The organism is Paenibacillus sp. FSL M7-1414 (assembly GCF_038003195.1).
GTDB classification, from domain to species: Bacteria; Bacillota; Bacilli; order Paenibacillales; family Paenibacillaceae; genus Paenibacillus; species Paenibacillus amylolyticus.
The window spans coordinates 609,393-632,964 of sequence record NZ_JBBOOS010000001.1 but is presented as its reverse complement, the minus strand read 5'-3'; the positions used below and the strand labels follow the sequence as shown (position 1 = coordinate 632,964).

Annotated in this window: 18 protein-coding genes; 4 read left to right on the top strand and 14 right to left on the bottom strand. The window is 47.4% G+C overall.

Translation table 11 applies throughout. The features are described from left to right. Positions 1–498 precede the first annotated feature (498 nt). The 6 genes from MHH92_RS02935 to MHH92_RS02910 all read right to left on the bottom strand — a co-directional run bounded on the left by MHH92_RS02935 (position 499) and on the right by MHH92_RS02910 (position 8,265). Complete coding sequence (locus MHH92_RS02935; RefSeq protein ID WP_340901797.1) at positions 499–1,446, bottom strand: aminopeptidase; 948 nt, start codon at positions 1,444–1,446, stop codon at positions 499–501. Positions 1,447–1,539: 93 nt separating this feature from the next. After that, positions 1,540–3,531, bottom strand: coding sequence for an alpha/beta fold hydrolase (locus MHH92_RS02930; RefSeq protein WP_340901796.1), 1,992 nt, complete (start codon positions 3,529–3,531; stop codon positions 1,540–1,542). 60 nt (positions 3,532–3,591) lie between these two features. Then, positions 3,592–4,158, bottom strand: a complete 567-nt coding sequence (locus MHH92_RS02925; protein WP_340907619.1) for a TetR/AcrR family transcriptional regulator — start codon at positions 4,156–4,158, stop codon at positions 3,592–3,594. A gap of 483 nt (positions 4,159–4,641) precedes the next feature. Beyond that, entirely contained in the window at positions 4,642–5,940 is a 1,299-nt protein-coding gene (locus MHH92_RS02920) for an ABC transporter substrate-binding protein (RefSeq protein WP_036607334.1), read from the bottom strand. A 607-nt stretch (positions 5,941–6,547) separates the two neighbouring features. Next, entirely contained in the window at positions 6,548–7,384 is an 837-nt protein-coding gene (locus tag MHH92_RS02915; protein ID WP_036607337.1) for a carbohydrate ABC transporter permease, read from the bottom strand. Beyond that, entirely contained in the window at positions 7,384–8,265 is an 882-nt protein-coding gene (locus tag MHH92_RS02910) for a carbohydrate ABC transporter permease (protein ID WP_036607341.1), read from the bottom strand. The genes MHH92_RS02915 and MHH92_RS02910 overlap by 1 nt, the downstream gene beginning before the upstream one ends. A gap of 143 nt (positions 8,266–8,408) precedes the next feature. Here MHH92_RS02910 and MHH92_RS02905 point away from each other — a divergent pair, with 143 nt between their 5' ends. Both MHH92_RS02905 and MHH92_RS02900 read left to right on the top strand, forming a co-directional pair. Beyond that, positions 8,409–10,238 carry a cache domain-containing sensor histidine kinase gene (locus MHH92_RS02905; protein ID WP_340901795.1) on the top strand — a complete coding sequence of 610 codons (1,830 nt, stop codon included), beginning with the start codon at positions 8,409–8,411 and terminating at the stop codon, positions 10,236–10,238. Between the two features lie 5 nt (positions 10,239–10,243). Further along, on the top strand, positions 10,244–11,872 hold the full coding sequence (locus MHH92_RS02900) for a response regulator (RefSeq protein ID WP_340901794.1): 1,629 nt from the start codon (positions 10,244–10,246) through the stop codon (positions 11,870–11,872). Positions 11,873–12,230: 358 nt separating this feature from the next. On the opposite strand, the gene MHH92_RS02895 is transcribed toward MHH92_RS02900, so the two are convergent. Beyond that, positions 12,231–13,196 carry an arsenic resistance protein gene (locus MHH92_RS02895; protein WP_340901793.1) on the bottom strand — a complete coding sequence of 322 codons (966 nt, stop codon included), beginning with the start codon at positions 13,194–13,196 and terminating at the stop codon, positions 12,231–12,233. Positions 13,197–13,423: 227 nt separating this feature from the next. On the opposite strand from MHH92_RS02895, the gene MHH92_RS02890 reads away from it, so the two are divergent. Continuing rightward, the gene (locus MHH92_RS02890) at positions 13,424–14,182 is read left to right on the top strand and encodes a tryptophan-rich sensory protein (protein ID WP_017690869.1); all 759 of its coding nucleotides are present in this window, start codon (positions 13,424–13,426) and stop codon (positions 14,180–14,182) included. A gap of 116 nt (positions 14,183–14,298) precedes the next feature. Here the strand turns inward: MHH92_RS02890 and MHH92_RS02885 are convergent, their stop codons facing one another. From MHH92_RS02885 to MHH92_RS02870, 4 genes are all read right to left on the bottom strand, one after another. After that, the gene (locus MHH92_RS02885) at positions 14,299–14,673 is read right to left on the bottom strand and encodes a RidA family protein (protein WP_017690870.1); all 375 of its coding nucleotides are present in this window, start codon (positions 14,671–14,673) and stop codon (positions 14,299–14,301) included. Between the two features lie 148 nt (positions 14,674–14,821). Continuing rightward, positions 14,822–15,478, bottom strand: coding sequence for an oxidoreductase (locus tag MHH92_RS02880; protein WP_340907618.1), 657 nt, complete (start codon positions 15,476–15,478; stop codon positions 14,822–14,824). A gap of 249 nt (positions 15,479–15,727) precedes the next feature. After that, positions 15,728–16,885: an MFS transporter gene (locus MHH92_RS02875; RefSeq protein ID WP_340901792.1), complete on the bottom strand. Its 1,158-nt coding sequence runs from the start codon at positions 16,883–16,885 to the stop codon at positions 15,728–15,730. A 208-nt stretch (positions 16,886–17,093) separates the two neighbouring features. Then, complete coding sequence (locus tag MHH92_RS02870) at positions 17,094–18,509, bottom strand: sensor histidine kinase (protein WP_340901791.1); 1,416 nt, start codon at positions 18,507–18,509, stop codon at positions 17,094–17,096. Positions 18,510–18,748: 239 nt separating this feature from the next. On the opposite strand from MHH92_RS02870, the gene MHH92_RS02865 reads away from it, so the two are divergent. Beyond that, entirely contained in the window at positions 18,749–19,402 is a 654-nt protein-coding gene (locus MHH92_RS02865) for a phosphatase PAP2 family protein (RefSeq protein WP_083657323.1), read from the top strand. A 4-nt stretch (positions 19,403–19,406) separates the two neighbouring features. Here the strand turns inward: MHH92_RS02865 and MHH92_RS02860 are convergent, their stop codons facing one another. The 3 genes from MHH92_RS02860 to MHH92_RS02850 all read right to left on the bottom strand — a co-directional run bounded on the left by MHH92_RS02860 (position 19,407) and on the right by MHH92_RS02850 (position 22,641). Beyond that, the gene (locus MHH92_RS02860; RefSeq protein WP_338707670.1) at positions 19,407–20,918 is read right to left on the bottom strand and encodes an HD domain-containing phosphohydrolase; all 1,512 of its coding nucleotides are present in this window, start codon (positions 20,916–20,918) and stop codon (positions 19,407–19,409) included. A gap of 191 nt (positions 20,919–21,109) precedes the next feature. Next, positions 21,110–22,048, bottom strand: coding sequence for an anti-sigma factor (locus MHH92_RS02855; protein WP_340901790.1), 939 nt, complete (start codon positions 22,046–22,048; stop codon positions 21,110–21,112). After that, complete coding sequence (locus MHH92_RS02850) at positions 22,045–22,641, bottom strand: RNA polymerase sigma factor (RefSeq protein WP_036607374.1); 597 nt, start codon at positions 22,639–22,641, stop codon at positions 22,045–22,047. Before MHH92_RS02850 ends, MHH92_RS02855 begins: the two co-directional genes overlap by 4 nt. Positions 22,642–23,572: the final 931 nt, after the last annotated feature.

Below are 23,572 nucleotides of genomic sequence, written 5' to 3'. Positions count from 1 at the left end.
CAACTTCAACAGACGTTGCATTACGGTTGCTGTCTCCGCTCTGCTCATTTGCCCTGCTGTGGAGGGTGGTGGAAATCAGTCGTTTTAATATTGAGCGTAAGTAACCTGACATCGGATTGAAAAATTATATTCAAAAAAAGACCAAAGATCAGCTTTATGCCGATTTTTGGTCTTTTTTATCCCCATATATTATGGATCTGTTTCTATGTTTTCAAATACTTGGAACAAAAAAGCGATATTCCTGTGGATAACTTGTTTAATTACTCCAAAACGACTGTTTTATCGGATGAAAACACGAGTTATACCTGATTTGTGGATAAGTTGTGCACATATTGCACACATGCTGTGGATATCTTTAGCGTTTCATGTGGATATTCATTAATTTAATGTGGACATGTTGTGTATTTGTTTGTAAATCTGACGTAAAATCCGAATTTCCGCTTCAGTTATCCATTACTGGGGACACGTTGTGGACATGCCCAATTTCCTTCGCTGTAGTTATTCTACCAATTCACCCTGACTCATGATCAGCTTGTCATCGATGTACACGTCCGGCTTTTGTACAACTGCATCAATATGAACACCTGCAGCAATCGTTCCACCAAAAGTGTTATTGCTGCCAAAGGCCACATGAATTGTGCCGTACACCTTCTCATCTTCCAGCACCACACCCGTGATTCGTGCCTTGTTATTGGTACCGATCCCGAATTCGCCGAGAAAACGACCATCCCCCTCACCCAGCGTTTCCAGTAATTGAGCCCCATCAGGTCCTTCAGCTGACACCAACCGTCCTTCACTAACGGTCAATAACATCGGTTCACGGAGTGCCCCAATTCCAGCAACGGAACCATCTACAACAATACTGCCCTCACCCTTGCCCTCAACGGGAGCAATATAAGCTTCTCCTGACGGCAAGTTGCCCGATTCACCAGGGTTCAAATACATACCTGTGCTTGGTACACCGTTACGATCTTCAATGGAAAAGGAAAGACTATGGCCCTGCTTCTCTATTCGCACATGGCGACCTGCGGTTAATAGAGCCGTTACCTTCTCGGTCAACGCCTTTACTTGCGAATATTCAGCTGTAATGGCTCCGTTCATAAACATATCCTCTGTCATGCCAGGCATGGTTGCCACTCGGGTCCCTGAAGCAGCGGCTTTTTTGCGTGCTTGGGTATGTGTTAATGAATATCGCGTTACACACACGGCTACATCTGCTCGAATCATGGCCTCTGCAATCGGCGCCGGTGGCTCTTCTCCAGATCTGCTGCGTTCCTCCATGATTAACAGGACCGACTCTGCACCAAGTGCTTTGCCTGCCTCATAGATGGATTCAGCCAGATCCCGCTTCATATCGTCTGCGACAACCACCAGATTCTCTCCACTGCGCAGTCCGAGACATTCCGTTAGCACATTTTTACTGATTTCCACACGTTGCTTGCTCATACATTCATCTCTCCTGTCTTTGGTTCAGCTCTCAAAAGTCGACTTGACCCTTTCGACAATTAGCACGGGATTCCTGCATGTCCAAACCTGAACTCACCTCAAGGTATCGGCCCATTGGGCGAGGATTGCAGCTGTTTCCTTACACCGAAACGTCGGAAAGTAATGTCCATAGGGGACATCTATCCGTTTGACCTGTGAGTTCATATCCTGGGGATAGTGATATTCCTGATCTTGATTGGCCCACACAACTAATACATTCTTGGCATAATGCTGACTTTCCATTTTCGCCCACAACGTTGATCTGGCGCCTTTCCTCTGACCCGAGTGGATCCAGCGCAACAAGTCTGCATGTGCTCCTGCAATACGAGGGGACTGGAGACTGGAGCGTATTCTCTTGCCCATGGCCTCGGCCATAACACTGCTGTCGCCTACGCCGCTATGTGAACTGAACATTTGATTCCAACTTTTCTCCGATCTGCCACGCAGCAGGGAGCGTATCACCCCTCTTGGTAAACGGGAAACCCATCTTAGGACATTCGGATTTGAGTTGTTGGCAACTGGCTGGAGCAACCCCAGTCGAATGTCTGTCCGCCCGCTACGCATCTGTGCCGCAGCTACAATAGCAGCCCCGATCGAATGACCAACCAGCTTCACCGGACCTTCAAACTCACCAAGAGCCGTAAGCAGTGCATCCACCTGACCTTCAAACGCTTCATCCCCCTGATGTACCGGGGACCGTCCGAATCCAGCGAGATCGATTAACCATACCGGGTTCCCGGTCCGGTCCCTAAGCTGTTTTCCTAAAGGTAACATCTCATCCGCAGATTGAAGCAAACCATGTACAATAATCCAAGGCTCTCCCTCACCCTCCCAACCAAGCATAGCCATATTTCCACTTCGAGACCGAATATAATCTGTCGGAAAACCCTCAGGTAACGGCGTATACCGAAAACGATAGTCCAGATCGGCTGTAACCAGCGGAAGCTGTTCCCGGATGTCCGGCCAGGATTGCCCCATACGTGTGAACAGAGCCTCCGTCTCTTCAACCGGGAATGACCTGTTGGTAATAAAAGCAACCGACTCCGCTGGAACACCACTGATGCGTGAACCACCTGATTTCATGATCCATTGAATCCACGGTAATGGCACAGCCCCTTTGGGCTTGGGTACGTCCAATTGCTGCGCCAAGAGTTGCAGCAGTTCCTTCATATTGGGACTGTCTTCCCTCCGCGCCAATAGCGGATAAGTTCCTCCGACTGGAGCAGCTTCCCTGGATAGAAAAACTAGTGTCTCTGCAACAATGTCATTCTCCACAAGCGGTAACCAATAGGATGAACCTCCCGGCACTACCGGCATAAGTCCTTTCTGAATCGCATGAATGAGCAGTCCAATCCCACCCGTTTGCTCGGTTTCACCTGTGGGACGTGGCCCAACCACTGTACTCGGATTTACAACGGATAAGGGATAGCGATGCTGTTCTGCATGCTCGCGAATATGCAGATCGGCATGGAACTTCATCTCTTCATATGCACTTTCATTGTTATCCACATGCTCAACCTGTAGATAATTCCCCTGTTCATTCCGCTCTCCATAAGGACTCATATAACCAACAACGTGGATAAAGTGTCTCAATCCATGAGTACGATGGATTTCCTGTGCTAGCTGTGCCAGTTCTCTGGCCCCGTTCATGAATATCTGCTCGGCTACTTTTCGTTCCAAAGTGACGTCCATCGTTCCTCCCGCATGAATGATCACATTTGCTTCAAGAGCACGCTCCCGACCCGCTGCGGTAAGGCCAAGACCCGAAATGGACAAATCACCTGTAATAAAGGTAATCCGTTCGAAATCCTTCACTCCATAAGCCTTCAGCACAGTTCTGGCTCGCTGTTCCGAACGAACCAGCAAGAGCAATTGTGCGTCTCCCTGCGTGAGTTGTTTGACCGTTTCTTTGCCAATAAAACCTGTACTACCTGTCATAAAAATGGTCTTGGCTGCAATATCAGACTTGCTTATTACCTGATTCATGTTTGTTGAATTTGCTGCTGTGTTTTCTTCATTGGATACACGGTTAGTATGTACAACCATTCTGTCTCGGCTCCTTTTAGTACCATACAGTACTAGTTATATTCAAAAAAAGAGCTTCGATTAACGAAGCATCTGACAAAACGTACGTGCCGATTGTTCTATAATCCCAACATCACGGGCAGTTCCCGCTAGGATTAGCGAACCTTCCAGTGCTGCAATAAACAACAACGCAGCCGGTCCCGGCTCGATCTCTTTGCGAAATTCACCGCGATCCAAACCTTGCTGATACAACTTCTCCACCATCGGTCTAAGCTCACGAAAGAATCTGGATATGCTTTCCTTCACTTGGGGTGCACTGTCCGGTGTCTGCATATATAACGTAACAAAAGGACAGCTCCCTTCGTAATTTCGGCCCTCAATGCCTGCCGACAACAATGCCATGAATGAGTAGATACGCTCCTCCACTCCTCGCTCACGCTGACTGAGCAGCAGATACAGCTCCGACTCATACTGGGCAATCCAGTATTGTACCACGGCCTGGAGCAGCTCCTCCTTGTTTTTAAAATGATAATAAATATTCGACTTGGATACCCCACTCACTCGCACGACTTCATCCATGCTGACGTAGCTGTACCCCTGACGCAGAAATAATTGTGCCGCCACTTCAACTGCCTTGGTCCGGTTCACCGGATTGGAACTTTTGGATTTGGCGGGTCCCGTGTTCATTTTTGGATTTGTCATATTTAGAACTATACAGTACTAATTAGTTGAAAACAAGTATTTCTGTTAACAAAAGAGGACCTCCCACTCCAGCTACTCCATACTTGTCCACATTTAGAGTGTTATACACACAGGATATCCACATATAGTATTAACTCTGTGTTAACTCTGTGTTAAATAAGTCATTAGATCGTTAAACCGCTTTGAGGTTATCCACATTTCAGGAATATAGCTGACTTTGAACTTTTCAGAGAGCGTCATTGGCTCCTCGGAAAAACAAAAACAGGCCAACCAGAATAAGATTTCTGGCTAACCTGTTTCAATTGGCTAACTTTTTCTTTGGTAACCTGTGGATACTAGTTAATTTGGATAACTACCCTAAATTGAAGCTTCGGTCGGATCATCCTTTTTAATCAATATGACCAGATAGTATACCGTCCATGATCCGGATTATTTTTTCAGACTATCCCAGTTCTGTTGCAATGCGTCGAGCAATCCGGCTTTATCCGATTTGCCTGCAACGTAAGCCTGAATTGTGCTGCCATACTCTTGTGGAACCCCTTCAGGGAAACGGTTGAAGTTCCAGCTGAGTGTTTTATTTTCCTGGCTATACTTCATGATCTCTGTGGCGAGGTCACCCAGATCCTCTTCGGATGCCGTGATGGAACTGAACGCCGGAATGAATTTGAATTCTTTTGTCATGTATTGTTTCCCGATATCCGAAGTTACGAGCCATTCCAAAAACTCTTTTGCTTCCGGTTTCACTTGGGAATTCTTGTTCACAACCCAATAGTTCGGCACGCCGACAAACAATTTGTCATTGGGTTCATTGTTAATTGGCATTGGGAGGATACCCAGATTCAGATCTGGATCGATTCCATCGATCTGTACTTGAGTCCAGTTTCCTTGTTGCATCATCGCCGCTTCTCCACTCGCAAACAACGTAACTTGCGTATTGTAGTCGGTTGTCAGCGGGTTTTTGTTGCTGTATTTCAGCGTTAAGTCGAGCAAGTTGATCCAGTCGGCGAACACTTGGTTGCCAGGAATCTTCTCCGTACTTTCGTTGAGTCCTTGGATGAATTTCACCGGATCTGCCTGATTTGCAAATGCGACGTTTACGTTATGATTGCCCAGCACCCACCACTCCTGATACCCGTTAGAGAATGGGGTAATGCCTGCGGCTTGAAGCTTCTGTGCCGCTTGATCCAATTGTTCCAGTGTCGTTGGAATTTCGGTAATACCTGCTTTTTGGAAGAGGTCTTTGTTATAAATGAAACCATAACCCTCCAGCGCGAGCGGCTGTCCGTAGAGTTTGCCGTCTTTGGTCATTGGCTCTTTGGCTACTTCGAGTGCATCCTTGGCCCATGATTCTCCAGACAGATCTTCCAGATATTCAAGCCATGTATCCAATTCACGATAACCACCTACGTTGAAAATGTCCGGTTGCTCGCCAGCCGCAAACTTGGCTTTTAATGCAGCACCGTAGTCACTGCCGCCACCTACAGTTTGAATGTCCAGTTTGACGCCTGGATGGGAGGATTCATATTCCGCTTTGAGACGGTTGAGCGCTTCCGCGATTTCGACTTTGAATTGGAAGATCTTAATGGTTTTATCTCCAGCAGCAGCCTCGCCACCACCTTGAGCATCCGTGTTGACCGGACTGCCACTCTTGTCCCCATTGCCACAACCCGCGAGCATTACCGAAAAAGCAATCAGCATAAGCAACGTCAACTTTGTCATTCTTTTCATACATACACTCTCCCTATAGTAGTTTCAGTATAACCGTTCCACTAATGAATATTTACACTGGCACTCCGATGACAGAATAACCTTCCCTTGAAGCGTGTTTTCATTCTAACGAACCGAGCGCACGTTATTCGCACCTATTTGCACAGGTTCCAATTTTAACGAATCACAGCGACGTTATTTCGTCGATTTAATCAATTTTTAGGGCTCTGACGCCGTTTTACACCAGAATAACGTTACTGAGGTTCGTTACAATTTGTATTCCTTGATTATCCACCTATTAAGATGCGGTGGATTCGTTAGCGCTTTGAAAAAGGAGCATACCCTCACTCTGCAGAAGAAGTTCCTGGCTATACAAGCGTCTTTATTGATCTTTTCTCTTTATCGACGCTATCCCTTCCCTAGGAGTCATGCCCAAGCTATGCGGGCATGACTCCCTTTGCACACCTCCGTGCGAGGTGGGAGCAAAGGGATCAGGATGCGATGGAGGAGCGGAGCGTTCGCCTTTGATACTCGGTGGCTTCCTTGCCCTAATACATTCAGGCCACCGAGGAGCAACAGCGACCGAAAGCGCAACTTGATCCCGGCAGCGACCCTATACTCGCACCCCTTACCCTTTAACTGATCCAGCCGTAATCCCCTGAATGATGTACTTCTGCATCAGCAGGAAGAAGATAATGATCGGCATGATGCCGAGCACAAGTGCTGGCAAGGCCAGATCCCATTGCTTCGTATATTGTCCGAAGAGTGCAAAGGTAGCAATCGGGATCGTACGCAGGTTGGAGCTTTGCAGGATCAGGGATGGAAGCAGATAATCATTCCAGATCCAGAGTGTGTTCAGAATGATGACGGTTACATACATCGGCTTCATGAGTGGAAATACGATCCGGAAGAATACTCCGTAGACCGAGCTTCCATCCACCCGGGCTGCTTCCTCAATCTCCAGTGGGACGGATTTTACGAATCCGTGGAACAGGAAGACAGACATCGGTGCCCCGAAACCAAGATAACAGATAATGAGGCCGCCAAGGCTGTCGATCAATCCCAGATTACTGGTTACAGTAACAAGTGGAATCATGATAGACTGGAACGGAATCACCATCGCGGCAATGAACATGCCGAACAAAATACGGTTGAACCGGGTATCGCTGCGGACCATTCGGTACGCGGCCATGGAACTGATCAGCACAAGCAACAGATTGCTGACCACAGTAACGATAAGCGAGTTCATCAGCGCGGACGGGAAGTTAATTTTCTCCCAGGCGTTCGCATAGTTGCCCCATTGAAATACTTCCGGCCATGCAGCCGAATTGGTGAGCAGATCACCGAAGGTTTTGACCGAATTCACGAACAGGAAGTAAAACGGAACCAGGAATAAAAGTCCAAGGAGTACCATGACAATCTCGGTTACAATGGTACTGAAGCGGTAATTTTTTGTCGTCTCCATTAGGCTTCTACCTCCTTGCTCTTCGTCAGACGTACCTGAATCATGGTGATGATGGCAACAATTACGAAGAACACGAGCGCTTTGGCGGTTCCGATGCCATATCTGTTATTTACAAAGGCTTCATTGTAAATATTAAGTGCAACCGACTCTGTCGATCCGAACGGTCCACCTTTGGTCAGTGACAGATTGAGATCGAACATTTTGAACGACCAGGAGATCGCTAGGAACAAACAGATTGTCACACCCGGCATAATGAGCGGAAGAATGATGCTCCGCAGTACCTGCCAGCGACTTGCGCCATCAATCTCGGCGGCTTCCAGCAGATCAGGGGATACATTTGTCAGAGATGAGATGTAGATGACCATCAGATATCCTGCGGTCTGCCATACAAACACAATCACGATTCCCCAGAAGGCGGTTGGTTCGTCTCCCAGCCAAGGAAGGTTGAAGAATGACCAGCCGGTTACATCGCCTACTGCTGAAAACCCTTTCACAAATATGAACTGCCAGATAAAACCGAGCAACAACCCACCGATCACGTTAGGCATAAAAAAGATCGTACGCAGAATGTTTCTCGTCTTGAGCGGTTTGGTCAGAAAATACGCCAGGAAAAAGCCAATCACATTGGTCAGTACCACACCAACCACGGTGAAGCGCACCGTAAACCAAAACGCCGTTTGGAACTTGGGATCATTCGCAAACACATGCACGAAGTTATCAAACCCTACCCAATTAATGTTCTCGGATACCCCGTTCCAATCCGTGAAGGAATACACCATGCCAAGCAGGAAAGGGACCACGATGATGAGAATAAAAAACACGATGGAGGGACCCACGAACACAAGCTGCTGTAACAGCTGTGAAGATTTGCGATGCTTCATATCGTTCTCCCCTTCTATAGATGGATGAAATTGGTCTCTTTTTCTATTAAACCCCATTATCGCCGAGGGAAACACCGACCCTTGTGAACAGTTGGGGGTAAAATATTGTCCTCTCTAAACCTGCAACCAGAAGGGGTGTTCCGATGTCCAAATACTACAGTATACGCACCAAATTGATTGCCTTTATGCTCATCGCTACCACCCTTCCGCTGCTCGCATCGATCAGCATGACGTTTATCCAGACCAAAACGGCCCTACGGGAACAGGCTGTGGAAGAGAACAAACGCCTGATCTACCAAGCGTCCACCAATCTCAATAACTATGTGGATAACGTGGCCAGAGCGTCGCTCGCTGTGTATAACGACCCGAACTTTCTGCGTAACTTGGCAAAAATTCCTGGTGATTATCGTGCGGTGGCCGAAGTGTATACCACTTTGCAGACAATACGCGCGGCTGTGCCGGATGTATTCCAGCTGTATTTGCACTCTTTTGCCGCCAATCAATCCACCTTAATTACAAATCCCTTTCCGAAGCGGGAGGAACGCAAACAGGCCTATTCCGGCTCGCTTCATGGAAAAACAAGCGGTGACAGCCCGGATATCTGGGTGGAATCGGCCCATATGAGTCACACGTACGGATTCAAGGCTGCCTCCCCCGATGACCCTGCCAGAACGGTCATTACCCTGCATCGGGTGATCAAGGATATTCCGTCCACTGAGCGTCTGGGTGTACTCGCCATTGATCTGAATATGAATACCATTGCAGCAATCTGTAGCAGGCTGTATGATCCGGCTAAGGAACAGATCTATGTGGTGGATGGTCAGAATCAGATCATTTACCAAGGACGTTCCGAGGTCAATCATACAGATGCACTACGAGAGGAAACGGCTAGTGAACTGAATATCGCGCGATCTAGCGCAGGTACAGCCCAGAATGTTGCAGGGCATTTTGAACAGGATCGTTCCATGTATGTATACCAGCAACTTGGCAGCACGTACGCCGATTGGACCATCGTCAAACAGATCCCGAATGAGACGTTATATGCCAGAGCCACCACACTTACGTGGAATAACGCGATGATTGCCATTGCGGCACTTGTATTGGTCATTGTTGCAACCTTGTTCATCTCCATCCGAATCACCGGTCCACTCAAGCAACTCATGCGGTATATGAACCAGATTCAAGCCGGGCGTCTGCATGTGGATATCCATCTATCCAGCCGAGATGAATTCGGGGTACTCGCTCGTCATTTCCGAGATATGATGGATACGGTAAACAATCTTATTTTGCGGGAATATCGACTCGAAATCGCCAATAAAACGAATCAACTCAAAGCATTGCAAGCGCAGATTCATCCGCATTTTCTGTATAATACACTGCAATCGATCGGTACACTTGCCCTTCAACAGCAGGGACAACGGGCGTATATACTACTCTCTAGCCTGTCCAAAATGCTGCGCTACAGCATGCGGGATCAGACCTGCGTGACCTTACGCGAAGAGGCGGAGCATGCCCGATTATATCTGGAACTACAGCAGGAGCGGTTTGGTGACCGCCTTGAGGTGGATTTGGATTTTGCCGAAGATACTCTATCTGTCGAAATGCCAAGAATGACGTTACAACCTTTAATTGAAAACTATTTCAAACATGGAGCAGATATTCAGCCTGGCAAAGGTCACATATCCCTATCCAGCCGCCGGATCAACGATCATTGGATTGAAATAGAACTGAATAATAACGGCCCCTCCATACCTGAAGATAAATTACTGGAGATCCGCAGATGGCTGCATCCAAGTCATACAACAACCGGGTTATCCACACAAGAATCCGACGAGTCTGAATCCATCGGTCTACGAAATGTAATACGCCGACTTCAATTGAACTCACATCCCGGTCACTCAGCCAGGCTTGAGATCAACAATCAGGAACCCAATGGTGTGAAGATTACGGTTAAACTATACGCGGGAGAGTGAACAACATGAAGGCACTGCTTGTAGATGATGAAAAACATGTCCGCGATGCCATAAGGTTGCTTGGTCATTGGGAAGAGTTTGGCATTGATACATTACTTGAAGCAGCAGACGGGGATGAAGCCATCGCCGCCATCACGGCACATCAACCTCAAATCATACTCAGTGACATGCGGATGCCGGGCAAGGACGGTATGGCATTGCTTGAATGGATATCGGCTCATGCCCCACACAGCAAGGTGCTGGTTATCAGCGGATATGATGATTTTGAACTCGTGAGGCATGCAATCAGGCATGGTGGCATGGACTACCTCCTGAAACCTGTGGAAGCAGATGAGCTGAATGCATCTCTATTAAAGGCCGTTACAGCTTGGGAAGAGGAAGACACCATTCGGATACAATCCACCAGGCAATCCATTGTCGTTAATCGAATGCGCCCCCACTACCAGGATCGTCTACTCACCGAACTTGCCGTCGGAAGAGGCAGCAGCCCTTCACACATGCAGCGATTGCAGGATGAGTTAAATCTCCCCTGTCTAATCCCTGTCTGTAGTGTCGCTGTCACCAGCCTGTCCCATCTGGATGCAGATTGTCTGGCAAAATACCGCAGTCAACCGGACCTGCTTGTGTTCTCAGTACTCAATATCTGTGCCGAGATGTTATCCACACCAGACGAAGGCGTAATGTTTCGCCAGTTGGATCAACCGGACGAGATTGTTCTGCTGCATTGGGGTCCATCCACTTCATTGGAACATATTCTGGACAAGGTCAATCAGGGATTGGAGCAGACGGTTCAGCGCCGGCTTCATTTTGGCATCTCCATCTGTGAGTCCTACCCTGGCGGAATCTCAGCGGCCTATCTGGAAGCAAGTTCAAGGTTGTGGCGACGTAATGCTGTGCAAATTAAACAGCGAATCCATGCCTCAGTGGAATCATCAAATGGGAATAAAACTAGACGTTTAACCGCCCATGAAGAACCCCTGCGTATGGCAGCCATGAGTTGCCGGGCTTCCAGTGTATCTGTTGCGGTCGCCGAGTGGCTTGACCCGATTACTGATCTTGAGGTTGTCAGTGCTGAGCAGATCCAGCAATGGATCGATGAGCTGGAATGGATGCTGAGCCGCTGGCTTGATGATACGGCAGGTTCGTCATTCCATGAGGAAGAAGTGACGGAGGAACAGTCTATTCCCTTTGCCGAGTTACCTTTGGACGCTGAAGGACTGTTATCCTTCCCCCTGCTTCGTTCATCATTGGAACAACGACTGCTTGCGGCCGGTAAGGCGCTCACCGCTCATCACCACGCCAATCCCGATCCCATGAGTGAGATTGCACGTTATATGGACGCCCATTATCAGGAGGACCTGTCCTTACAGCAGATTGCCGCGCGTTTTTATCTGAGCCGGGAGTATATCTCCCGTAAATTCAAACAGCAATTTGGTCTGAATTGGTCGGAATATCTGGGCAAACTGCGTATCAACAACGCCAAGCTGTTACTGCAAAATCCTTCCCTGCGTGTCGCCAAAATCTCGGAGATGGTTGGATTCCAAGATGAAAAGTATTTCAGCAAAGTGTTCAAAAAAATGGAAGGCATCACGCCAGCAGAATATCGTAAAACATTATTGCAGGCTGGTACGTAACGAGTATTTGATCCGAATTAAAAAGAGTACTCCCGGCATAACCCATCGGAAGTGCTCTTTTTAATTTTACTTTTACAGAAAATAGCCTATATCATGACAATTTGTTGGCTCTTTCTTTTCTAAGATAGGATACGCTCCGAAAGATTGCGGCTACAGCTACACCAAAGTAGAGATAATAAACTTTATTTCCCGTTGTATGAGCTGCTATGGAAAAGAAGATAATGATGAACGGTACAAGTATAATATCCAGATAGAACATGATCTTCCGGTAAGTAAGGATACTCATAACCCCCTTTTATTTACCAAAAATGGTTTTATTCATTATATTAGATCATAACATAGATACACCCTAGTACGCTCACCGATCCCGCAAAATCACCGCAGGTACAAGTCGAATGTAGACTATCTCCCCTGCAAGCTCCACCATCGTCTGTGTAACAATAACAGCCGCAGCGATAGTTGCCCATTCTGGCGGGAGTGCCAGCGCCAGTGGCAGAACAACCAACGAATTCCGTGTGGCTGAACTGAAAATCAAGGCCCGCCCTGCGCCTGTATTCAATCGAAACCAATTAGCAATGATCCGAGATATCCAAGGCATAAGGATCAGAAAAGCAACGTAGATCGGGATCACGTTTACGATAATCGCCATATCATTGTAGACTTTGCCAATCTGGGAAGCGACAACCACGATCAGCGCTAGTGCCATCATCGGAACCGGGAGCCATGCCGTCGCATTCATGACCCGCTGCCCGCTCGCTTTACCTCTTGAGAGAACCTGTGTAACAACAGCGAGCAGCAGTGGAATAACGATCAGGAACAGAAAAGCCTCCACAAACGGCCCTACCTGCATGATCTGCGCCACCTCGGTACCCATCAATAGCCATAAATAAAACGGCAACAGGATCATTTGTATAACAAATAAAAGGGGTGTTGCGGCGAGCATCAGTTTCTCATTGCCCCTGCCCAGCTGCGTGAACACGATGACATAATCAATACAGGGTGTTAATAGCACCAGATAGACTCCGATCAGAACGCCTGGTGATTGTGGAAAGACCAGTGTAAGCACCCAAACAACTACAGGTACAACGATAAAATTAGCTACCAGTAACGCGCCCATAAATCGCAGGTTGGACCAGGATTCTTTTAACTGTAAAAAGGGAATCTGTACGAACATGCTATATAACAGAACGGCAAGAACCGGGGACACGGTGTAGTGTAAAACATTCCCCCATACCGGATTACTCAGCCCTATCGCTGCCCCTACGAACAGTGCAACTACATAGAACCAGGTTTGCTGTTGCTCCATCGTTTCTCTTGTGAGCATTCTCTTCCCCCCTCTTCTAGTGGGACATCGTGGGCATGGACATATTTCTGCTTCGTTTCGCGTACATTGGGACAGAGTGCCGTTCCAACATAAGCGGCAGAGCACAAGGATCTGAAGGATCAACTTGTGAATTTTTTGCGGCTGTTATTAGAATGTGCAAGAACTGGGTATATTCATTGTAGACTGACCCGTGGTTCATTCATTCGTTAAACCAAGGAGGAAACACAATGTCACGTAACAATCCGTACAAGTGGTTAAACGCCATTGGTTTTATCGCTGTAATTATCGTGAACTACCTCTCCAACGCTCTGCCGATCGGGGGCAAGACCAATAAAGAAGTATCGGATATGTATCCTGTGCTACTCACACCTTCTGGCTATGCCTTCTCTATATGGGGTTTGATCTACCTGCTATTAGCAGGGTTTGTGATCTATCAGTTCGTGCCCGCTTCCTGGAAAAGGGATTCGATTACCCGTCTCGGGTATTGGTTCCTGGCAAGCTGTGCTTTCAACGTAGCCTGGATTTTTGCTTTTCAAAACTTGCAGACCGGTCTCGCTTTACTGATTATTGTACTTCTTCTGTTGTGCCTGATCATGCTGTATGTAAAAACACGTACCATTACGGTTCCAACCACTGCTGAGATCTGGCTTGTGAAGCTGCCATTCAGCATCTATCTTGGATGGATTAGCGTGGCAACGATTGTCAATGCAGCTGTACTGTTATATAAAATTGGCTGGGATGGTTTTGGTATCAGCGAACCAACCTGGACGATCATTATGCTGATTGTCGGTATGGTGCTGGCTGTTCTCGTTAGCTTCCGTTATCGCGATAGCATATACCCACTTGTATTCACATGGGCATATATCGCCATTGCACTTAAACAGAAGGATGTCACTTCCGTATATTATACGGCAATCATCATTGCGATCGTCCTGGCCATCTATGCGGTATGGCTGTTCTTCGCCCGGAATCAAGATCGCGATTGAGTAGTTTACTTCAAATATAACGCTTAAATATAACGAAAACACGTAACGCAAACAGCCGATTCTGGTCTTCGACCTGAAATCGGCTGTTTATGTATAAAAGAACGAATAAGGTTGTCCTATTTCAGGGCAATAACTTCAATCTCCACCAGTGCATCTTTTGGTAAACGAGCAACTTCCACAGCACTACGTGCAGGATAAGGCTGTTCGAAGAACGTGCTATACACTTCATTCACAGGAACGAAGTCGTTCATGTCTTTCAGGAACACCGTCGTTTTCACAATTTTATCCATACTTGTACCTGCTGCTTCAAGGATAGCCTTCACATTGCTCAAAGACAGACGTGTCTGCTCCTGTACATCTGCGCCGAACTCTCCTGTTTGGGGATTCAGACCAAGCTGTCCGGAAGTGTAGATGAAATCGCCTGCATCAACGGCTTGACTGTATGGACCAATGGCGCCTGGCGCCTGATCGGTAGAGATTGGTTTTTTCATGGACGAGTTCTCCTTTGTGTTCGTTATCCTGCTGCCGCATGGAGTCAGGGTTCGAACTCATTTTTGTTGCCTATTATACCACGATCTACCTCAAGCGAGAAACGCTCCTCACTAGCCACATGAAGCAAACAGCTCATTCTAAGGTTTCTTAGCCCCCGTCCACACCAAGGACATGAATGACTTCATTTGAATACACATGGTTTCCCTTGGCTTGCACCAGCGCAATATTGGTCATGGCCTGTGCAATGGTTGCGGCGTGGACCGCCCGGTATTTGTCCGCTCTGCCTTTCATCCAGCGATCCAGAAACTTCATGGCATAGGCAGCCATCTGCTCACCAAACCGCTTCTCGTTTCGATCTCCCAGAATTAAGGAAGGGCGGAAGATATGCAATGACGGAAAACCGATATCGGACAATGCATCCTCCATTTCCCCTTTGGTCCGACTGTAAAAGACCCGAGAACCTGCACTCGCTCCCATGGAGGAGATCACCAGCATCTGTACTACACCATGTTGCTTCGCAATCGTAGCTGCACGAACCGGGTACTGATAATCCACCTGACGGAAATTGTCCTGACTGCCTGCTTTTTTGATCGTTGTACCCAAACAACAATACAGGTCATCGATTCCATCGAATAAGTGATCTTGGCTCTCCAGCTGTTCCCAATCCACCACATGCTGTTCCAGTTTGGGATGTTGCAGCTCAAGCGGACGTCTAACCAGAATGCGAACCAGGCTGTATGCGGGGTGCTCCAGCAGATTATGAACCAGTAATTCACCTACAAGCCCCGTGGCTCCAATCACCATGGCTTTCCGTTCGAGACGATTCAATTACATCCCTCCACTTCGCCATCTTTTTTGAAGTCATACCAGATAGATATGATCAACCTAATCATTTACACGATAACACGGAGAGGACAGAAATAACCTGAAGAAGCGAAGTGTTCGCCTTTATCCCCGGATTTTCCCTTTTCTAAAAGGAATCAAAAAAATCTGGGGATAACAGCGATCGGAAGGTTGTTCTGTCATCGAAGTACCCGTGTAAATATTCAATATCTATTTTAACAGTACACGACGTCCAAGGGTAAATGTCATAATCAGCATCACGACACCAACCCCCATTTGAAATCCATAGGCTGAGATCCAGGCCAGCGCATCGGACCAGGTTTCCATCTTTTCATACAACCAGCCACCCAACAACGGCCCGAGAAACGAAGTGACTCCGGTCAGAGCCGAATACACCGCGACAAACATCGGTCTTTCACTTTTGGGTGTATCTCCGATCGTAAAGTTAAATGCCAGCTGATTGAATCCACCTACACCGATCCCAAGGAAAATATGAGATAGAAATAGTGCGATCAATACGGGCATGAACGACATTAAACCCCACGACAAACAGGAGAGTGCAATGACTGGCAATGTCCAAAATAGGAGGGTTTTGTTGCTGAATCTGGCATTCAGATTGCCCCAAACATAGAAACCGGCCATCATAACCAGCGTCTGGACTACCGTGATCAGGGATACCGTCTGATAATTGATGTTCAATAGATCCAACATCACATAGGAATAAAGCGGAACAATCAAGGTCTGGATCAATAACCATGAAGCCAGGAACAGCGTTGCTTTCAGGAAAGAACGATCCTGGAAAGGCTTGATGAACATTCGCCAGAAAACCTTTTCGGTAGAACGTTCAAAGGGAACGTCCGGATAGAAAAAATAGATGACTGTATTGGCAATAGCACAGATCCACACCGGAATAAACAGGATCAGAAAGCCCATTTCTCCAGGGTAACGGTCCAAAACAATACCGCCTGCAAATAAGCATACGCTTCCAAGAGCATTCAGAATCGTATTTCGAATTCCAAAATAACGCCCTCTCACCTTGGCAGGTACGATATCGCCAATTAGTGAAGTCCAGATCATACCGCCGATGGTATTTGATATAAAAGCAACCGTATACACGCCAATATATACACTTACCCACCACTCTTTGGGGAATATAAACGGGATCAGTCCCGTCGCACTCCACAAGATACGATGTGTGCCCACAAATAACAGCAGCATGCGTTTTCGGCTGCGAATACGCTGCATCCAGTAAGCTGCTCCGATCTGGGCAATGTTCACAAACGTCGTAATCGCGAGCACAAAGCCGATATGTCTCGACCCGGCCCCAAGGTACAGCAGAAATCCGGTTAAAAATGGGCCTCCCAGCAAGGTCTGTAAAATAATTGCCGGTACACCCTCCCATGTTGCAATCGATAAATTCGTGCGTTGTGTCGAACCCTTGCGCCGTGGTTTGCTTGCTAACGGGGGAGGGTTAACGTTGACCGTCTTCTGTATGGGGATACACTCCTTAGACCGGGTCTCAAAAGCCGGTCGATGCTAGTTGTCATCCCAAATTCTACTCACGGCGCGAAGGTTGTCAACTCATTTTTTCACGGTCCAACGGGAGATAGAGATGGAAGGTGCTTCCTTTACCTTCAGCGCTCTCAAGTTCAATCGATCCCCCCAGTAATCTCGCTAAATCCCGACTGATCGACAGGCCTAGTCCGGTACCGCCAAATTTTCGACTAATCGACCCGTCAGCCTGCTGAAATGCTTCAAATATGGAATGATGCTTGTCCTCCGAAATGCCAATACCTGTGTCCTGAACGGAGAAAATAAGCCATCGATTCTGAATACCTGCATTCTTAGTCTGCTTGGTGCTTACGGTCAGCGTGACCTTCCCTCGGTGAGTGAACTTGATGGCATTGGACATCAGATTCCGCAAAATCTGTTGAACCCGCTGGGGATCAGACCAGAGCGTCTCGGGCAGTCCCGGTTTTTTGTCCAGAACCAACTGAATACCTTTTTTCTCGGCAACAAGCTGAAAGTGGCTCATGGCATCTTCTGTAAGTTGTGCGACACTGATATCCTCCAGTACAATATCCAGCCGCCCCGCTTCTACTTTGGAAAGATCCAGAATATCGTTAATGAGCGTGAGCAGTTCCTGCCCGGAGTGGTCGATCATATTGGCAAAACGTACAATATCCTCCTGATCCATCGTGTCGGCATTCTCGCTGATCATCTGGGCAAAGTTAATGACACTGTTCAGTGGTGTACGCAGTTCATGGGACATATTGGCGAGAAATTCGGATTTGTACTGTGAGGCAATCATCAATTGTTTCGCTCGATCCTCCAGTACAATCTGGGCTTTCTGTAACTCTTCCTTTTGCACAGATAAAAGCCGGTTTGTACTCTGGATCAGCAAAATTCGATTCTGTTCATTCTGAAAATCACGTAAAATAAATGCAAAAATAAGGCTCAGCAAAATGCCTGTAGGGAGTGTATAAGGCATAATATGTGAAAAGAAGTATGTAGCCGGGATCACACCAACGATAGCAATGTTTACACTATTGACCACATTGACGATAACTGTAACAAGGATTCCTTTAATAATCAGCCTGTAGTTGCTGCGTCTCATCCATATATTCAGACCTGCACATATCACGCCCAAAATAGACATGTTAAGTACTGCCGCCAATGTAGCATCCGTGATGCCAAAAGTCAGCCTCGACAGCCCAATTCCAATACCCACGATAATTACGCTATAGGGTTGTCTATACGTTAGAACGGCTACAATTAAAGGAACATATCGAAGATCAAAGACCACTTCATCGGTGAGTTGAAACCCAAAAACCGTACTGATCCAACCTGCAAATATAAGGACAAGCACGGAGCTGATCTGCTTCACTCGGGAAGAGGTACGTATTACGACATATTTATAGAACACACTAGCAAGATATGCAATGGTAATAAGCATCCCCATATTCAATACGAACATTTTTGAAAATTGCATTCACTCACTCCTGTTGTACCGACTTTACTGGCCAAATTGCCTTCGTCCGTATGTGTCTCTATCATATCATGCCCATTGAAACTTCCGCATTCCTTCTTCGTCAAAAAAATACACAAAAATACACAAATCAGGATTCAATTTGTGCGCTGGTCGTAGTAGAATATATTGTTGTTTAAATTTGAATTAGTTATTTGCTGGGGTCATGTTCGTCGGAACATGAATGAAAGGAGAAAGATGTTGTGCAATTGTTAAAAAGCAAATCCTATTGGCTGTCATTGAGTTTAATGCTGTCTTTGGCCGTCATGGGGCTCTTCTATGATATTCTTAATAGTCCAGAACGCGGGTTCGTAGTGCTTGATTCGCCGCTCGACCGGATCATTCCCTACGTGCCTGGCATGTCCATTCCATATTTGGGCTGGTACCCGTTTGTATTCGGTGTGCTCGCTTACCTGTGTGCCAAAGATCGCCTGACGTATTACCGTGTCTTGTTATCCATGAATATCTGTGTCTGGATATGTTATCTGATCTACTTCAACTTTCAGACCATGGTACCGCGCCCGGAACTGACGGGTACAGGCCTGGGAGCATCTGTCCTCGGATGGCTCTATAGTCAGGATCGTCCTTATAATTGTTTTCCAAGTATTCATTCTCTTCACTCTTATCTGGTTATGCGTGCTGTTCTCTCGGTTCCAAGCATCCGCAAACCCATCAAGATTTTGGTGGCCGCCGGGGCAGCAACTATTATAGTATCCACGCTAATGATCAAACAACATGTAATCTATGACGCCTTGGGTGCGGTCATACTCGGCGAATGTGTTCTCACCATCATAACAGGCCTCGCTCTACACCGGAGACGCAGAAAAGAATCGAAGTGGACAGAGGGGATCAACTGATCCCTCACTTCGATGGTTTCTGAAGATGCTGTTGTCGTCTCCATTCATCAATAAACAAACCTGCAAAATAGGGGTCCCATTGGGTCCCTTTTCCTTCTTCCAAAATCGTTAGCGCTTTCTCGTGACTCATCCCATTCCGATAGGGTCGATCAGACGTCATGGCATCAAAGGCATCCGCTACCGCAATGATGCGGCCAAATAGCGGAATATCATCACCAGCCATCCCATCCGGGTATCCTTTGCCATCATATCTCTCATGGTGAGATCGTACACCAGGCAGAAAGTCAGCCATGGCATCAATGGGTTCTATCTGTAACAAAATACTCTCTCCCTGCACGGGATGTGTCCGAATAATTGCGAATTCCTCATCGCTTAGTTTTCCATCCTTCAGCAGCACCTCATCAGGTATGCCGATTTTCCCGATATCATGAAGCAGGGCTGATTTGTACAATAAATCCGCCTGTTCCTCACTCATTCCGCTCAGCTTACCAATCATCAGCGAATACTCTGCCACACGCATGGAATGTCCTGCCGTGTACTTATCTCGGGCGTCTAAAGCAGCAGCCAGTGTAGAAAAATAACTTTGCAACAGCTGTCGATTGCGTTCCTGTCTCATCTCCAGCCGATTAATCATCATATTAAAACCGGAGATCAGTGCCGAAAACTCATCCGCATATAGATCCGGAGCTCGTCTGCCAAGATCTCCCCCCTGAATTCGGTTCATCTCATGCGTCAGTTCAGCAACTGGATCACGAACATCACGAATCAACAGCCAGCTTCCCACGAGCGCAAACCCCGCGCCCAGAACAACGATGAGAATTCCCCACAGTATGTACTCTTTCGCAAATTCACTGTCCATATACTGAAGTCGGATATATGTAGCCAGGAAAAATAGAAATAGAGGAAATAAGCCAATCAGTGCCGTACTTAACTGAAATTTACGCTGGATCGATACCAGGATGCGCCCTCCCAGTGAAGGTTCCATCCCGTATTGGACTTTGCCTCGATGTCGAATCTCAAGTAACAGGGGTCTAATCGCCCGTACCGTTAAGTAATACTCAATCAGCGCATGCATGATGGCAATCAGAAAGGCACACGCAGCGGCCACGACAGTATAGAAGTAAGGAAATTCAAGCCACCCTGTGGATATCATCCATAATGTTAATCCGGCTGCCGGAAGTGAGAAACCAAGCATGTGCGGACCCATGATCCGATATATGGTCTGTCCCGGGAAACGATGAATTTTCTCATACATGTGGTTCAATTCGTCTCTCTCGTGGTGCTCGGAAGTGAAAAATTGTCTTATGGGGCCAAGCTGTATCCACAGCGTAATTAATTCTGCAACCAGCATGAACAAGAGTGAAATCAGTACAATGAAGATGAGCCGGACAAATTGAATATTGGGTATTTGCAGAGTAGATACCATAACTACTGTACCGACAACAAAAACAGCTGCCAGTGAACCGATCAGATAATTGCGTATCAGGCGAAAGATAAATGAACGGTATGCTTCCAACTGAACCCCTCACTCTCTATGTGCAACCAGTTCTCCCTTGAGATACAGGGAGATTAAGGGTATTGCCTTCTATTTGTTTATCGGTTGCTCCGACTAAAAAAATTAATAAAATCCAATGGATGGGCATCAGAACTGGAAAACACAAAAAGGCTGCTCCACGACGGAGCAGCCTTTGGTGATATATCCTATATTTATCCTTTAATCTTGGCAGCCAGAATCATTGTACCGCGTGGCTCATCTCCCATTGCATCCGGTTCAAGCGTAATGGCAACCGTATCATAGTCGTTGGCCGAATCCAATGTGTAGTATACTGCTCCCGTTCCGTCATGACTAAGGAAAGTACCCGCATTCTGAGGGGTATCTCCTTTGATCAACCAGACCTGAAAAGCCTCGTTGCCTTCCAGGTTCGGCAGGTTCTCAGCCTGCACAACCAGGTGAGTGCCTTTGCTGTCAATAACGATGGTTGCGAGACCCTGAGCTACAATGTCCTGCGTTGCAGGATTCAGCTTCACTGCCTCGCCAGTCTGCATGCCCTGTGCGGGCTTCAGAGCTGATGCCAGCTGCTCTTGCAGCTGTGCATTCTGCGCCTGTGCCTGCACCAGTTGCTCTTGCGTAGCCGACGAGCCCGCCGCTTGCTGCGTCAGCGAGTCGATCTGGCTCCGCAGCTGCGCCGTGTACACGCCCAGCAACAGTGCCGCGGCCGCAAGGCCGGCACTGGCTATGCGCCAGGCGCTGCTGCTGCGCGCACGCGCGCGCGCTTGTGGCTGCCATGGCTGTGCCTGGGCAGCCTCTTCCACCCGGGCCGCACGTTTGTGCTGCGGCGCAAGATCCGCCTGAAGCACCACGGGTGCTTCAGGCTGTGCAGGAGCAGCCGCTGGCTTCGCCTCGGCGCTCTCCTGCGCATGTCCGAGCACGTTGCCCAGCACACGTGCTCGCATGCCTTGCGGCGGTGCTACAGGTTCCGCCGCAAGTGGCAGGAAGCCAGTCACTTCCTGCAATTCCCTTACCTCCTGGCGGCAAGGTTCGCAAGTTGCCATATGCGCTTCAAACGCCGCCACTTCCTCTGCTTCCAGTCCGCCCAGCACATACATCGGTGCCAGATCAGACCACTCCTCATGTCGTTCTATCATGGATGTATGCCCTCCCTTCCCGCGTCCGGATGCAATTCAGCATCGGCCAGCAACTTTTGGAGCTGTCGCATGGCAAGCCTGACACGGCTCTTTACTGTACCCAGCGGAATCCCGAATCGGCTGGATACTTCCTGCTGGGTTAATCCCGCATAATAAATCGATTCTATAACTTGTTGCTGATCACCGTTTAGTTGGGACAACGCCTCTTTAATCCGGGTGCCTTCCCATTTACGCTGCACTTCTTCTTCCGTATTCGTATGTTCATCGGCATAGGCCGCCAGTGTCTCGTGTTCAACTGAAGTAGTCGCTGCCCCTTTCGATTTCCGCCTCAGCATGTCCACTGCTATGTTACGCGTGATCGCAAACATCCATGTGGTCAGCTTCCCCTGTGAGGCATCGTATCGTTCAGCATTATTCCAGACCCGCATAAAAAGCTCCTGAACGGTCTCTTCTGCCGTCATGGGATCACCAACGATCCGATAGGCAAAAGAATACACCGCTCGCTCATAACGGTCATATAAAAGCTCAAGTGCGGAGGCATCACGTTCCGCGATCTGCCGCATTAACCTGCTGTCCTCCATCGATTCAGTCATGCGAGGGCCCCTTTCTGTTTCTTCCCTCTTATTATAACCTACGCAGAATCTTTTGAAGAGGATTACCCCTATGAAGAAATAGTTTGAAAAATTTTCTGTATCTTTTCAAACTAACCTTTCACTTTCCAACTTAAAAGCAGTCCGAAAACATGCTGCTCTGGTCACGCTTTCCTTTTTATTGCAGATAATTACAACCTGTGGTATACTATAAGAGTTGTATTAAACAACCTCATATGATTTCTGTCTTCTTTAAACCCCGGAATATTTTCTTCATGCTGCGACCGCAGCGAACTCTAAGCACAATTAACCTATGAAGATTGAAGAACCTGAATCACAATAACCCGGTAGTACAGAGTTTCACAAGATGTTCCCATTCACACTGGCGCGGTCATCGGAGCCGCAAGGACAAAAGAGAGGTAGGGCTTTTGTTGTTTTGGATATCACTTATTCTTGAGAAGATTGAAAACATACACAAAGCACCCGGAATTGGGTTCCGGGTGTTTATCCATGTCTACATATCCAATTTAGCACCATCTACAGGCAATTGCTCCCCTCTTCATTGAGAAAAGTCTTCCTTCCACTTATCAGATAATCAGATAAATTCGGATATGCTTTAAAAACTTTTCCATTCTCCCACTGACTGCACTCCTGGATACTTCCTTACTTCCTTACTTCCTTACTTCCTTACTTCCTTACTTCCTTACTTCCTTACTTCCTTACTTCCTTACTTCCTTACTTCCTTACTTCCTTACTTCCTTACTTCCTTACTTCTCCAATTGTGCAAATAACGCCGGCCTCTAAAGCAACTGTTTACGCTCACCAGACGCTAACGAATCCTGCACACCTTATATCGAGGATTTCTGTGCTATGTAAAACCTAACGAATCTCAGCCACGTTAATCCATGTCACTTCATGAATATAAGCTCCAAAC

Bases quoted from the DNA above. Each gene is read 5' to 3' on its own strand.
- MHH92_RS02900 (WP_340901794.1), top strand. From the start codon at position 10,244: ATGAAGGCACTGCTTGTAGATGATGAAAAACATGTCCGCGATGCCATA.
- MHH92_RS02895 (WP_340901793.1), bottom strand. From the start codon at position 13,196: ATGCTCACAAGAGAAACGATGGAGCAACAGCAAACCTGGTTCTATGTA.
- MHH92_RS02915 (WP_036607337.1), bottom strand. From the start codon at position 7,384: ATGGAGACGACAAAAAATTACCGCTTCAGTACCATTGTAACCGAGATT.
- MHH92_RS02870 (WP_340901791.1), bottom strand. From the start codon at position 18,509: ATGCAATTTTCAAAAATGTTCGTATTGAATATGGGGATGCTTATTACC.
- MHH92_RS02855 (WP_340901790.1), bottom strand. From the start codon at position 22,048: ATGATAGAACGACATGAGGAGTGGTCTGATCTGGCACCGATGTATGTG.
- MHH92_RS02890 (WP_017690869.1), top strand. From the start codon at position 13,424: ATGTCACGTAACAATCCGTACAAGTGGTTAAACGCCATTGGTTTTATC.
- MHH92_RS02930 (WP_340901796.1), bottom strand. From the start codon at position 3,531: ATGGTTGTACATACTAACCGTGTATCCAATGAAGAAAACACAGCAGCA.
- MHH92_RS02910 (WP_036607341.1), bottom strand. From the start codon at position 8,265: ATGAAGCATCGCAAATCTTCACAGCTGTTACAGCAGCTTGTGTTCGTG.
- MHH92_RS02935 (WP_340901797.1), bottom strand. From the start codon at position 1,446: ATGAGCAAGCAACGTGTGGAAATCAGTAAAAATGTGCTAACGGAATGT.
- MHH92_RS02880 (WP_340907618.1), bottom strand. From the start codon at position 15,478: ATGGTGATTGGAGCCACGGGGCTTGTAGGTGAATTACTGGTTCATAAT.
- MHH92_RS02885 (WP_017690870.1), bottom strand. From the start codon at position 14,673: ATGAAAAAACCAATCTCTACCGATCAGGCGCCAGGCGCCATTGGTCCA.
- MHH92_RS02920 (WP_036607334.1), bottom strand. From the start codon at position 5,940: ATGAAAAGAATGACAAAGTTGACGTTGCTTATGCTGATTGCTTTTTCG.
- MHH92_RS02905 (WP_340901795.1), top strand. From the start codon at position 8,409: ATGTCCAAATACTACAGTATACGCACCAAATTGATTGCCTTTATGCTC.
- MHH92_RS02850 (WP_036607374.1), bottom strand. From the start codon at position 22,641: ATGACTGAATCGATGGAGGACAGCAGGTTAATGCGGCAGATCGCGGAA.